Source organism: Leclercia sp. GLN_9 (genome assembly GCF_043105735.1).
In the GTDB taxonomy this organism is placed as follows: Bacteria; Pseudomonadota; Gammaproteobacteria; order Enterobacterales; family Enterobacteriaceae; genus Enterobacter; species Enterobacter adecarboxylatus.
The window spans coordinates 31854-44476 of record NZ_JBICLV010000004.1 but is presented as its reverse complement, the minus strand read 5'-3'; the positions used below and the strand labels follow the sequence as shown (position 1 = coordinate 44476).

Annotated in this window: 11 protein-coding genes and 1 pseudogene; 6 read left to right on the top strand and 6 right to left on the bottom strand. The window is 53.3% G+C overall.

Annotation, left to right across the window (positions count from 1 at the left end):
* The 3 genes from ACF8PE_RS00215 to dapF all read left to right on the top strand — a co-directional run bounded on the left by ACF8PE_RS00215 (position 1) and on the right by dapF (position 2182).
* On the top strand, positions 1-411 hold the full coding sequence (locus tag ACF8PE_RS00215; protein ID WP_059307950.1) for a DUF6691 family protein: 411 nt from the start codon (positions 1-3) through the stop codon (positions 409-411).
* A gap of 102 nt (positions 412-513) precedes the next feature.
* A complete protein-coding gene (grxB, locus tag ACF8PE_RS00210; RefSeq protein WP_077227551.1) occupies positions 514-1149 on the top strand; it encodes a glutaredoxin 2 in 636 nt (211 codons plus the stop codon).
* A gap of 172 nt (positions 1150-1321) precedes the next feature.
* Positions 1322-2182, top strand: a complete 861-nt coding sequence (dapF, locus tag ACF8PE_RS00205; protein WP_392494190.1) for a diaminopimelate epimerase — start codon at positions 1322-1324, stop codon at positions 2180-2182.
* A gap of 204 nt (positions 2183-2386) precedes the next feature.
* Here the strand turns inward: dapF and ACF8PE_RS00200 are convergent, their stop codons facing one another.
* Positions 2387-3856 carry a PLP-dependent aminotransferase family protein gene (locus tag ACF8PE_RS00200; RefSeq protein ID WP_392494188.1) on the bottom strand — a complete coding sequence of 490 codons (1470 nt, stop codon included), beginning with the start codon at positions 3854-3856 and terminating at the stop codon, positions 2387-2389.
* Between the two features lie 135 nt (positions 3857-3991).
* Here ACF8PE_RS00200 and ACF8PE_RS00195 point away from each other — a divergent pair, with 135 nt between their 5' ends.
* On the top strand, positions 3992-4468 hold the full coding sequence (locus ACF8PE_RS00195) for a GNAT family N-acetyltransferase (RefSeq protein WP_151584521.1): 477 nt from the start codon (positions 3992-3994) through the stop codon (positions 4466-4468).
* A 228-nt stretch (positions 4469-4696) separates the two neighbouring features.
* Here the strand turns inward: ACF8PE_RS00195 and ACF8PE_RS00190 are convergent.
* From ACF8PE_RS00190 to ACF8PE_RS00180, 3 genes and pseudogenes are all read right to left on the bottom strand, one after another.
* A pseudogene (locus tag ACF8PE_RS00190) lies at positions 4697-5026 on the bottom strand (helix-turn-helix domain-containing protein); the annotation flags it as partial.
* 207 nt (positions 5027-5233) lie between these two features.
* Entirely contained in the window at positions 5234-5851 is a 618-nt protein-coding gene (locus ACF8PE_RS00185) for a histidine phosphatase family protein (protein WP_392494186.1), read from the bottom strand.
* A 4-nt stretch (positions 5852-5855) separates the two neighbouring features.
* Positions 5856-6764 (bottom strand): LysR family transcriptional regulator, encoded by a 909-nt coding sequence (locus ACF8PE_RS00180; RefSeq protein ID WP_338534617.1) that lies wholly within the window; start codon positions 6762-6764, stop codon positions 5856-5858.
* A gap of 126 nt (positions 6765-6890) precedes the next feature.
* On the opposite strand from ACF8PE_RS00180, the gene ACF8PE_RS00175 reads away from it, so the two are divergent.
* Both ACF8PE_RS00175 and ACF8PE_RS00170 read left to right on the top strand, forming a co-directional pair.
* On the top strand, positions 6891-8330 hold the full coding sequence (locus tag ACF8PE_RS00175; protein ID WP_392494184.1) for an MFS transporter: 1440 nt from the start codon (positions 6891-6893) through the stop codon (positions 8328-8330).
* Between the two features lie 91 nt (positions 8331-8421).
* Positions 8422-9258 (top strand): alpha/beta fold hydrolase, encoded by an 837-nt coding sequence (locus ACF8PE_RS00170; RefSeq protein ID WP_077227570.1) that lies wholly within the window; start codon positions 8422-8424, stop codon positions 9256-9258.
* 48 nt (positions 9259-9306) lie between these two features.
* Here the strand turns inward: ACF8PE_RS00170 and ACF8PE_RS00165 are convergent, their stop codons facing one another.
* Positions 9307-10488, bottom strand: a complete 1182-nt coding sequence (locus ACF8PE_RS00165) for a PLP-dependent aminotransferase family protein (RefSeq protein WP_032618094.1) — start codon at positions 10486-10488, stop codon at positions 9307-9309.
* 132 nt (positions 10489-10620) lie between these two features.
* On the bottom strand, positions 10621-12618 hold the full coding sequence (locus ACF8PE_RS00160; protein WP_392494182.1) for a TonB-dependent receptor domain-containing protein: 1998 nt from the start codon (positions 12616-12618) through the stop codon (positions 10621-10623).
* Positions 12619-12623 lie beyond the last annotated feature (5 nt).

The window sequence follows — 12623 nt, the reverse complement described above, 5'->3', positions numbered from 1 at the left end:
ATGTTAGTCATTTTTGCATTTCTTTGCGGCCTGATTTTTGGTGTGGGGTTGTTGATTAGCGGTATGGCAAACCCTGAAAAGGTGCTGGGTTTTCTGGATCTCTCCCAGCCCTGGGATCCCTCGCTTGCCTTCGTCATGATCGGGGCGATTGCGGTGGGGATAGTCGGTTTTGCGTTGGTCAAAGGCAAAAAAAGGGCGTTTTGTGGCGTGCCCATCCTGTTACCGGCGAACAACACCATAGACCGCACGCTGGTGGTGGGTGCCATTCTGTTTGGTCTGGGCTGGGGGCTGGCGGGCATTTGCCCTGGGCCGGCACTGGTATTGTTGGGCGCAGGCGTCGGGAAAGGGCTGCTCTTTATTTTGGCTATGCTGGTGGGGATGTGGCTGGTCAACAGGGTTCGGCCATCATAAACCTTGCGGCTGACTTCAACCTACCAAATTTAGTCTGGAAACCTTGACCCCATTTGCCAGATGCTGTGTAGAGTCATCCCCTTATTTTGAAAAGAGAGCGCTATGAAATTATATGTGTATGAGCATTGCCCGTTCTGTATCCGCGCGAGAATGATCTTTGGCCTGAAAAAAGTGCCTTTCGAGCTGGGCGTGATTATGGAGGGCGATGTCGAAACGCCAACCCGTATGGTGGGTAAAAAGGTCGTGCCGATCCTGCAAAAAGAAGAGGGCGTTTATATGCCGGAAAGCATGGATATCGTTCACTATGTTGACCAGCTTGACGGCTCGCCAGTAATAACAGGTGAGTGCGATCCGGCGATTGACGCCTGGTGCAAAGAGAATACGCGCGCCGTATTCAACCTGGCGATCCCGCGTTTTACCCGCGCCGATTTTAAAGAACTCTCCACGCCAGCCGCGCGCGACGCTTACACCCAGCGCGAGATTAACGCGTTTGGCGATCTGGATACGTTAATGGCCAATAGCCAGACCTATATCGATACGCTGTCGGATGCATTGGGTAAAATTGAGACCTATTTACGCGCCAAAAATCCTGTCAGCATCACGGATTTTTATCTCTTCCCGATCCTGAATTCGCTGACGATTGTGAAAGATTTCCCGTACTCACCAGCATTACGCGGCTATCTGGAGCATGTCTCCATGTCATGTGATGTACCGCTGTTTACCGATAAAGCACTGTAATGCTCAGGGGGCCTGGCCCCCTTAATCGTTCGAAATGGTTGTCCGATTTTCGGTTGTGCGGCATTCGTCGTATACCCTGGATTCACCCTGTACCCGGCGTTCACTTTTTGGTTCTGTGGGGTGAAAAATACGGTAATGTGTTTGTTAAATAATCAAATTTAGAATCCTGACCATGACACCTTTGTTATTCCATAAATATCACGGACTCGGTAATGATTATCTGGTGTGCGAGCGTTCTGTCGCAGAGCAGCTGAGCATCGAGCAAATTCGCATCATATGCCATCGCCACTATGGGTTCGGATCTGACGGTCTGCTAATTGATAGTGGAGATCAACATCATCCCACATTACGAATCATCAATCCGGACGGTTCAGAAGCCGAGAAAAGCGGTAACGGTCTGCGTATCTATGCACGTTATCTTTATGATATCGGCCGAGTCGGACACGAGCCGTTTCTGGTGCGCACCGCGGGCGGGGACGTACATTGTAGGGTCCATGAAGATCCTCATCAAATCACGGTGGAGATGGGGAGGGCGAATTTTAGTCCGGCGGCATTGCCTGCATTGATTGAACAGCCCGAAGTACTGAATTATCCACTTAAGCTGGCTGATGAAACACGGCGGGTATCGTTGGTCTCAATGGGCAATCCACACTGTGTTGTGCTGGTGGATAAGCTCGATCTGGCGCTGGTGCACCGTTTGGGGCCGCAAATTGAAAATCATCCTGTGTTCCCCAAACGCACCAATGTCCAGCTGGTGGAGGTCGTGGATCGCAATACGCTGCGGATTGGTATCTGGGAACGGGGAGCCGGTTTTACTATGGCATCCGGTAGCAGTAGCTGTGCCGCGGCCAGCGTAATGCGCAAATTAGACCGGGTCGATAACCGTGTCAGCGTAAATATGCCGGGTGGGCAGTTGCAAATAACCTTCGGTGAGGATTTTCAGGTCAGCATGAGCGGCCCGGTGCAAAAAATTGGCCGTCTGACGCTGGACGAAGACTGCTTTACTGGTGGGGATGATTCCTGCGGATTTTAAATCTATGCAGACTGGCAGTCTGCTACGGATTGCCGGTCGTTTTAGTATTAACTGCCATTACGCCAGCAAGAGCAGCATGCTGACATAATGGCAGGAAAACTCAATGTGCGTGCGGAGGTTGTAATGGCCGTTATGAGGTGCAGAAGTCGATGCTGACCAATGTATAAATCCTGCACTGAAATCCCTGAACTTTCCGAGGAACTGTCAGAGAGCAGCGGCTAGTCGGCGAATGCCTTCTCGCAGAACCTCTGGCGGATGATTAGCAAAACCAAGCAGGATACCTTCCCGGGGAAGAGGGCGCTGGCAATAACGTACAAATGATTGTATCCCCATTCCGAGCTGGGCGGCTTTTGCTTCCACCTCTTTACCCTGAAGACCGTTATGCAACCAGCAAACCAGATGAATGCCAGAGTCAGACGGATGAACAGTCATCTTTTCCCCTAAGTACTCCTGAATCGCTGCCGTGAGCGAGGCTTTTCGCTCAAAACAGGCTTTGCGGATACGTCTGACATGGCTGGCATAGTGCCCCTCTTCAATGAAATGCGCTAAAACCGCCTGCTCCAGATAGCCGTTGCAGAGATCGGAAAAATATCGGGTAACCATAAATTGTTCGCATAAGACAGGTGGTACCACCAGAAAGCCCATACGAAATTCCGGATACATCATCTTAGAAAAGCTACCTGTATAGATGACCCGCTGGTGCTTATCGAGTCCCTGTAACGCCTGTAGTGAGCGGGTGGCATAGCGAAACTCACTGTTATAATCATCTTCGAAAATCCACGCCTGATTTGCCTGAGCCCATTCCAGTAGTGCCAACCTGCGTGACAGGCAAAGCGTCCCCCCCAGAGGAAACTGATGGGACGGGGCCGTGTAGACCAGTTTAGCATCGGGATATTGCAGTATACCGTCGTGTATATCCATCCCGTTGTCGTCCACCCGCACCGGTCTGACAATCGCGCCAACTGAGCTGAAAGCACCTCTGGCACCGTTATAACCAGGATCATCCAGCCACACCTCGTTCCCTGGCGAGAGCAACGCTTGCGCGGTGATATTAAGCGCCTGCTGGATACCATTAACAATTATCACCTGGCCTTCATCACAGTTAACCCCACGGGTTGCCTGAATATACTTACTAACGGCGCGCCGGAGTGGCGCATAGCCGGCGACGTGGGTATGCAGCCCAAGTTCACGTCTGGATTGTCTCCAGATACGGGCAAGCAGCCGCCCCCAAAGTTCATGGGGAAAGAGGTCGATACATCCAACGCCTACAGTAAAGAGGCGGTGAGTAGTAGCCTCTTTATGGCTTTCACTCCACAGCGGACGTAACGCCGCAATGTCAGGATTAATTTGGCCGTCGATAGACTGAGGCTGAGTTACATGTGTCAGAGGCCTGGTTCCATTCAGCGGCCCTTCAGGAGCGTTTGTTGATACGAAAGTTCCGGCACCTTTACGCGTTTCCAGATAACCCTCAGCCATCAGGCGATCAAAAGCAGCGATAACAGAATTGCGGGAAATTGACATCATCTCAGCCAGCGCCCGGCTTGAGGGGACCCGTGAATTCGCGGCAAGGCGACCTTCCAGAATGGCATTACGGAGCACACTGTACAGTGCATCCTTTATCACGCCTTTAGGGAGTAACAAATCGTGGAACAGCGGCGCAATAACTCTCTTCATGCACAATCCAGAAGCTCAGCAATAAAAGTGGATCCTATAAATATACAAAAAGTGTCACTTACATGGAACCATTACGGTAGATAGAATTATGTTAACCAAGAGAATGTGGTTTATATAATTAAGGATAGAAAACCGATGAACAATGAATATCTAAATGAAGAATCAGCAAAAATAAACATTCAGCCCGCTACAGAGAGCGACTACATGCAATGGTTACCACTCTGGAAGCGTTATCAGGAATTTTATCGTGTAGATATTTCAGACAACGCTACACAGAACACCTGGACACGCTTTCTCACACCGCATGAGCCGATTTATTGCGCGGTGGCTAAATATGAGGGAAACATTATTGGTCTGGTTCATTACCTGTTTCATCGCTCAACCTGGGAGGAGAGGGATTACTGTTATCTTGAAGACCTCTATGTTAACCCGGATGTCCGTGGCAAACAGTTTGGCAGACAACTTATTGAGTATGTACAACAACAGGCTCGAAAACGACATGCTTCGCGTCTTTACTGGCATACCCATGAAACCAATCTGCGTGGCCAGCGTCTCTATGACTGGGTGGCAAAGAGAAGCGGCATGATTGAATATCAGATGCCGTTGCGTTAACGAGTTTAGCCCATTGCATCAAAAGCATGTAACGGGTTGATGTCTGTCTTTACGCTCTAAATCACGATAGCGCTCCAGTAACCGTTAACAGTGTCTGTCAGATATCTTAAGCCGGGTTGGGTTGCAGCAAGACGTATGATAAGACGGTGGTCGATAACGTCCTGAAGGATCCTGAGCCGGTTTACATCGCTCATTGAGAAAAATTCCGCTGCGAGAGCTGTCATGAATACGGCCTTCAAACCAGTCATGGTGGGAGCCGTCGATCTGGATAAGTTCACCCAAGCAATCACGCCGATGTCGGGGTTGATAAACCCGTGATTTGCGACGAGCATGCGGAACCCAGAGTCCGTCAGACGTCATCCAGTTGCGGACAGTCTCGATTGAAAGCCGGATATCATGGCGCTCTCTGAGTTTTTCAGCGGCTAGCGTGGGTCCAAAATCGCTGTAGTTTTCACGTATCAGTTTGAGCACGCGTAGTTTGAGAGATTCGGTCAACCGGCGGTTGCTGGGCTGGCCAAGTTTGCGGCTGATAAGTCCTTCAGCACCTTGGTGCGCATAATGTATATTATGTTAAATGCGATCTGTGAGTTGATTGCGTCCTGTCCTTTATCCATACCGCATCACTAACTTCCCTCTTCTTTTCATAAGTCGAAGCATTTCAGTCAAGCTTCTACCATTGAGCGCATCACTGGCAATACGGTCGTTTTTCGTCATGGGTCTGGGTCCCGGATTTCTCTCACCACTCGCCGCGCCCCATGTTGTTGGTCAGGCAAGTTTAAGCAAGTGCGTGGCAATTCCCCAACTGACAGCGCTGCACTGCCCATTGATCAGATCGAACACAGAGTAACTCGCGTTGGGTTGCGCGTACCGTGGGAAATTAACGATAGCCCCTTCGTTAAGCCTCGCAAGAACGCCCTGACTGACATGCCCGTGAGACACAATGCAAACTGTTTGATGACGCGAAGTTGCTTCCAGGCGAAATAAAAAATCCATAACCCGCTGTGACGCATGTGCGAGAGACTCACCACCTGGTGGGCAGTAATCTGCATCTCGCTCAAATAATGCATGGGCTTCGTTTTGATGATTTTGTCCGAACAGGTCTGTGGACATGCCTTCAAATTCACCAAATGCCTGTTCTTTAAGAGCGGGTTCAGCCGTCAACGAGCAGCGAAAGTGCTCAGCCAGGCGCTGACCCATTTGCCAGGCACGTCCAAGCGGAGAGGCATAAACATATTCTATCTGGTGATCACTTGCAGCAAGCGCCGCCAGTAAGGCAGATGTTTCGCGCAAACCCCGATGAGTTAACGGGCTGTCACTGTGCCCCTGAATAATGCCTCGCACATTCCACTCTGTTTCCGCGTGCCGCACCAATATCACCTTCATCGCTTCACTCTCCCGCCGTCCGACACACTGCCCTGACCTTCTCTCTTAGCCAGCGATGTCCGGGATCATTTTCCATGCGGGGATGCCACATCTGCGAGACCGTTATCGTCCGGGTTTTGAATGGCAATTCAAAAACATGCAGTTGCTCTGTCATCTGCTGGTTCCGCAAATAGAGTGCGGGCACCATGGCAATCAGATCGGACGCCAGGGCCACGGATAACGCAGTCGGGAAACCAGGCACCACGCTGGCAATCTTACGTGTCATCCCTGATTCTGCCAGCGCATCATCCGCAAAGCCGTGCAAGGATCCGTCAGGTGCCGCGACCACATGGCCCCATGCGACATAATCCTTTAGACCGATTGTCGGTAACGATGCCAGCGGATGCGTCTTACGAACCGCACCCACAAACCTGTCCTGGAAAAGCCTCTGAACGCGAATTTCAGGCCCCATATTGCTCTGCACACCAATTTCCAGGTCAACCAGCCCCTCACGCAGATAGCGTGACGTTTTTTCAGGCTTCGGCGCAAAGCGGATGCAGACATCAGGCGCGGCCTCAGCCACGGCGGCAATCAGTGCCGGGCCAAACGCAACGACAAATCCATCATTCGCGCGGAGGGTGAAAAACCGCGCCAGATTTTCCACCTTGAGCGTCTCCATGGACGGCTGCAGCACCGCCCTCGCCTCATGTACCGCGTTTCTGGCGCGATCCCGGGAGGCTTCAGCCCAGGGAGTCAGCACCATGTTACGACCTGCCCGCACCAGGATCGGATCGCCCGTCACTTCCCGTAGCCTGCTAAGGGTACGGCTCATGGCGGATGTACTCAGGTTTAAGCGGCGCGCGGCACCTGCAACGCTCGCTTCTGCCAACAGGATATCGAGCGCGACGAGCAGGTTAAAATCAGGATCGGACATAGTGAACCTCTAAGCGATATCAGATAAGGCGTTTGGTGCAATGATTAAGTGTAAATACTGCATCTTCCGCACTGTATACCCCATGATTATAGTTTCTTCATCAAAACACCATCCCCAGGAGTCAAGATGAATACGCTATTTTCAAACCAACCCGGCGATGAGGGGTTGCCAGGGCAGGCGCGTGCCCGGGTTATGATCGCCGTCATGATTACCACGCTGATGGGCGTGTTTGATGGCACGATGATCAATATTGCCCTGCCCTCTATGGCGAAAGCCATGCAGGTGCCTGCAAATATCGCCGTCTGGTTCGCCAACGGTTACCTGCTTTCCGCTGCGATGACGTTGCTTATTTTTGCCTCGCTGGCGGCCCGCTACGGATTTCGGACGGTTTTTATGGCTGGCCTCGGCACGTTTGTCCTGACATCACTGGGCTGTGCGCTGGCAACAACCCCTGAGATGCTCATTGGTATGCGTATTATCCAGGGGATCGGCGGCGCGGCCACACTGAGTATCGCCCCAGCCATCCTGGGATCGGTCTTTCCGGGACGGCTGCTTGGACGCGTCCTCGGGCTGCATGCCCTGCTTATTGCCTCCAGTACTGCAGTTGCGCCCGTATTGGGCGGCACGATCCTCGATACGCTGAGCTGGCAATGGCTGTTCGCCATTAATCTGATCCCGGGCACTCTGGCCCTGGTGCTGGCGGGTAAAGCGTTACCCGCAAAACGCATGGCCGGCAACACGGCGTTCGACACCCCCGGGGCGGTGTTATCGTCGACGCTGCTGGGGGCGACGATCATGGCGGCGAACAGCTTTTCCAGCCCTCAGCCCGTGGCTCAACACACCCATCTCGAGGCAACCTGTTGGGGTCTGCTCGCGATGGTCAGCACCGTTGCGTTTATCTGGCATATCCGCCGCGCCCGGGAGCCGTTGCTGCCCCCTGCTATTTTCAACAATGGCCGTTTTTCCCTCGCTGCATTAACCTCGCTGGCCTCTTTTATCAGCCAGGGGATCACTTTTATTGCGCTGCCTTTTCTGTTTCAGAGCGTATATGGCTATAGCCCTGTCGTGTCGGCGCTGCTGTTTGTCCCGTGGCCGGTGGGAATTGTGCTGATTGCGCCCCATGCGGGACGTTGGGCCGATACGTTCTCAGCGCCGCTGATCTCCACCGTTGGGCTGGTTATTTTTGCCGTGGGGTTGATCCTGTTGGCGACGCTGCCCGCTACGCCTGCCATGTGGGATATCTGCCTGCGAAGCCTGGTGTGCGGCATTGGGTTTGGCTGTTTTCAAAGCCCAAATAACAGGGAGATGCTGTCTAACGTTTCGCGTGAATATGCCAGCTATGCCTCCGGGATCTTGTCCATCGCGCGGACCTTTGGACAATGCCTTGGCGCCGCCGTTGTGGGTATTCTGCTCACCGTCATATCGAACGATACCGGCCAGACATTACATGAGCAGGCTGTGCATGTTGCCCTGTGGATCGCCGTCGCCGCCTCTGTCGCGTCGGTGTTATTCAGCCTGAGCCGGCTGCGCAAAACGGTGACGTTCTCGCTGGGAGGCGGACGCTAATGATCTCAACTAGACTTCTAAGCGGCTGTAAATCGCCACGTGTAGATTCATCCATTTCACCCAGGTGTTGTTACTCCCCGAGAGGTCTACCATGTCATTTGTCACCACAAAAGATAATGTCCGTATCTTCTATAAAGATTGGGGTCCCAAAGATGCACAACCTATCTTCTTCCACCACGGCTGGCCACTAAGTGCGGATGACTGGGATAACCAGTTACTGTTCTTTTTAGCGGAAGGCTTCCGGGTCATCGCCTCGGATCGTCGTGGACATGGCCGCTCCGATCAGGTCAGCGACGGGCATGATATGGACCATTACGCCGCCGATGTCTCTGCCGTGGTTGAGCATCTGGATCTGCACAATGTGGTGCATGTCGGCCACTCCACCGGCGGTGGCCAGGTGGCGCGATACGTGGCGAAGTATGGCCAACCTCAGGGCCGCGTGGCGAAAGCTGTTTTAATCAGCGCCGTACCGCCATTGATGGTGAAAACACCGGATAACCCGGGCGGTACGCCGATTGAGGTGTTTAATGGATTCCGTAAAGCCCTGGCCGCAAACCGGGCGCAATTTTATCTGGATGTGGCGACAGGTCCTTTCTACGGCTTTAACCGTGACGGAGCTGAAATTTCACAGGGCACGATCCAGAACTGGTGGCGACAAGGGATGATTGGCAGCGCGAAGGCGCACTATGAAGGCATTAAGGCGTTTTCAGAAACTGACCAGACCGACGATCTGAAAGCGATCACCCTGCCGGTCCTTATCTTGCAGGGCGATGACGATCAGGTTGTGCCTTATAAGAATGCCAGCCTGCTGCAGGATGAACTGCTCAGCAACAGCACGTTGAAAGTGTATCCGGGCTATCCTCATGGGATGCACACGACGCATGCCGATGCGATTAACCAGGATCTACTGGAATTTATCCGTCGCTGACGGCAACAAAACGGGTGGCCTTTGCCACCCGTTTGCTTTACCGGGAACTTACAACGACGCTTTTAAACGCGCCACCGCTTCTTTCAGGTTTTCATCCGTCACGCTGACGTAAGACATGCGCAGCGTGGCATGATCTGGCTCGTTGCAGTAGAAGAACTCCCCGGGCACGTAAACCACGCCGTTGTTCAGCGTCTTTTTCAGCCATTCCGTGGTGTTCATCTCGTATTTGAATTTCGCCCACAGGAACATACCGCCCATTGGTTTATGGAATGTCAGATGCTCGCCCAGCTCGCTTTCAATGTGCTGGCACAGGATCTGGCATTTGTGTTTATAGGCCTCCCGAATCAGATCGATCTGCCCGGCCAGACGGCCGCTCTCCAGGTAGTGGTACGTCAGCGATTGCGACAGCGAGCTGGTGTGCAGATCGGTCGCCTGCTTCAGGATCACCACCTGACGCTTCACCCAGTCCGGCAGCACTAACCAGCCTACCCTTGCGCCTGGCGCGAGGATTTTTGAAAAGGTGGAGGTATAAATGACGTTATCGCCGCAGCCCATCTCTGCCGCCCAGGCTTTAAGTGGCGTGAAGGTTTTGTCGGTGAAGTTGATTTCGCCATAGGGATCGTCCTCGATGATGACGAAATCGTAGCGCTGGGATAATTCCACCAGTTGCTTACGGCGCTGCTCTGCCAGAGTAACGCCGCCCGGGTTGCCGAACGTCGGAACAATATAGACGGCTTTCACCGGCGTGGTCTTAACCAGCGCTTCCAGCTCATCAATGATCATCCCTTCGCCGTCTGTACCCACTGACATCAAGTTAGCTTCTGCTAACTGTAGAACCTGCAGCGCAGCCAGATAGGTGGGGCGTTCGACAACCACAATGTCGCCCGGATTGATCAGCGCACGCGCCAGAATATCCAACGATTGCTGGGAGCCGGAGGTGACGACCACGTCATCCACGCCGCAGTGAATTCCCCTGCCGCTCAGCAGCTGGCAGATTGCGCCGCGTAGCTCCGGGCTGCCCTCGCTCAGACCGTACTGAAAAGCCTCTTTCCATGTGCTGGAGAGCACCTTCTCCATAGCCAGCTCCAGCCCTTCACGATCGAAAAGATCCGGGTTAGGAATGCCCCCGCCGAGTGAAATCACCCCTTCCATCTTGCTGTGTTTTAATAGTTCTCTGATCGCCGATGACTGGAGGTTCTGTACTTTGTGGGCAATTTTGTTCTGCGACATCTTTTATTATCCTGGTTTGTTGTATCCCAGTTTAAGTATCACATGTCGGCCGCTTTGATAATCACTTTCTGTAGAAGAAAAGCGAGGAATAACAAGAGAAGAGACCGGAGCCAGCAGGCTCCGGCAGTGGGATCAGAACTCGATACGGGCGCCGAAGTTATACCGGCGTCCTTCCAGCATCGACGACTGGTTGTACGAGGTGCGGTAGATCGGGTTCGCATCGAACAGGTTATAGATGCCGGTCATCAGCGTGACGTTCTTGTTCAGATGATAACGCGCCCCCAGGTCAACCAGCGCGTAGGCTTCCGTTTCGCTGGATTTCCCGATGTCCGGCGAATTACTGCGCCAGCTGGCCTTGGTCCATAGCTCGAGGTCATTTACCGCGTTCCAGGTCAGAGAGACGTTCGCCATACTTTCCGGGAAATCGCTCAGGGCATACCCTTTATAGTCCCCGCTTTTCTGCTCGCTGTGGGTATAGGTATAGTTGGCGTTGGCTCTTAAGGATGACGTTACCTGCCAGTCGCCGTTCAGCTCCAGACCATAGATCTCCGCATCGCTGACGTTGGCGTACTGGAAGACGGTATCGGCGACATAACCGTTGTAGGTACACTTCTGCGTGTCCGACGCGGTACAAATGAGATGGTCGCTGATTTTGTCCTTGAATTTGGTGTAGAAGATCGTCGCATCCAGCGCCAGCGCGTCCTGCTGCCAGTACAGGCCCAGCTCGGTGTTGACGCTCTCCTCCGGCTTCAGATCGTCATTACCAATGCCGATTTCCGAGTAAGGATAAGCGCCATACACGCTGGTAAAGCCTTCGTTATTCTGCCGCAGATCCGGTTTCTTATAGCCCGCAGAGACGCCACCCTTCAGCGCCCAGCGTTCATCAATGGTCCAGTTGCCGTAGAGCTTAGGCGTGACGTGGTAACCAAAGTAGCTGTCATGATCCAGACGCGCTGAGGTGGTCAGCGTAAAGTCCGGAACAATCATCCAGGCATCTTCAGCAAACACCGCCCAGCCGTCACGGGTAATTTCGCTGACCGGCGTTACGCCCGGCGCTTCCTTATCTTTAATGCCGAACTCATCATCCAGTTCGTTACGCGTAAAGTTCACGCCCAACGTCAGTTTGTGATCGCCCAGCGTAAAGGTGTTGGCGCTGTTGGCTTCGTAGTTTTTCTGAGTAATAAACTGCGAAGACATCCCCGGAACGCGGTATTCGGTTTTGGCTTTTTCGTAGCTGATGAAGTTTTTCACTTCCAGCAGATCGTCGCCATACCAGGCGTGTTGCGACAGTGATGCCGCATCGCGGTCAAAGCCCCAGTACCATTGCTTATCGTTATGGGTCTTCTCCTGGTTGCCTTTGGTGGCATTCAGATCCCAGAGCTGGGTATCGGTCGGCGACATGGAGATGGTCGCATCCAGATTCCCGGACTGATGCTTCACAAAACGCTCATCGTTGATGCTGTCATCGTCACGATGATCGAGATAATCCGCGGCCACGCTCACCCCGAGCTTGCCTGGGATCACCGGCCCCATCACAAAGGCATTGGTCTGGTTGGTATTGCCGTATTCGCTCTTCTCCTGCAGGAAGTAGTTATCCTCCAGAACCCCGGTCCATTTCTCCAGGTTATAGGCCTTTTTGGTAATAACGTTGACCACGCCACCGATGGAGTCAGAACCATAGAGCGAAGACATCGGCCCGCGGATCACTTCGATCCGCTCGATGGCGGCCAGCGGCGGCATGAAGGCCGCTTCGGTGCCGATATGGTGTCCATAAGGGCGAGATTCACGGGTCGCCTGTTTGATGCCGTTCACCATGTACGAGGTATAGGTGGAATCCATCCCGCGCATCTGGACATCGCCCGTTGCCAGGCTGCCGTGACCGTTACCCACCAGGACACCTGGCATCTCGCGCAGCGCTTCGGTGACGTTCTGATTCGAGCGGGTGTTCAGCTCCTTTTCATTCACCACCGAAATTGTCGCCGGTGCTTCGCGGCGTTCCTGGCTAAAACCGGTCGCGGTCACCACCAGTTCATCTTCGTTTGCGGTGGTCGTTTCTGCGGCGACAACGGCCAGCGGCAGGTTAGCCAGAGCGAGCGAGACCGCCACGGCCATACGTGTTTGCTTTATCACAACGG

What these genes read in the sequence shown, in the direction of transcription:
- ACF8PE_RS00215 (WP_059307950.1), top strand. Translation starts at nt 1, where the DNA reads ATGTTAGTCATTTTTGCATTTCTTTGCGGCCTGATTTTTGGTGTGGGG.
- grxB (WP_077227551.1), top strand. Translation starts at nt 514, where the DNA reads ATGAAATTATATGTGTATGAGCATTGCCCGTTCTGTATCCGCGCGAGA.
- dapF (WP_392494190.1), top strand. Translation starts at nt 1,322, where the DNA reads ATGACACCTTTGTTATTCCATAAATATCACGGACTCGGTAATGATTAT.
- ACF8PE_RS00200 (WP_392494188.1), bottom strand. Translation starts at nt 3,856, where the DNA reads ATGAAGAGAGTTATTGCGCCGCTGTTCCACGATTTGTTACTCCCTAAA.
- ACF8PE_RS00195 (WP_151584521.1), top strand. Translation starts at nt 3,992, where the DNA reads ATGAACAATGAATATCTAAATGAAGAATCAGCAAAAATAAACATTCAG.
- ACF8PE_RS00185 (WP_392494186.1), bottom strand. Translation starts at nt 5,851, where the DNA reads ATGAAGGTGATATTGGTGCGGCACGCGGAAACAGAGTGGAATGTGCGA.
- ACF8PE_RS00180 (WP_338534617.1), bottom strand. Translation starts at nt 6,764, where the DNA reads ATGTCCGATCCTGATTTTAACCTGCTCGTCGCGCTCGATATCCTGTTG.
- ACF8PE_RS00175 (WP_392494184.1), top strand. Translation starts at nt 6,891, where the DNA reads ATGAATACGCTATTTTCAAACCAACCCGGCGATGAGGGGTTGCCAGGG.
- ACF8PE_RS00170 (WP_077227570.1), top strand. Translation starts at nt 8,422, where the DNA reads ATGTCATTTGTCACCACAAAAGATAATGTCCGTATCTTCTATAAAGAT.
- ACF8PE_RS00165 (WP_032618094.1), bottom strand. Translation starts at nt 10,488, where the DNA reads ATGTCGCAGAACAAAATTGCCCACAAAGTACAGAACCTCCAGTCATCG.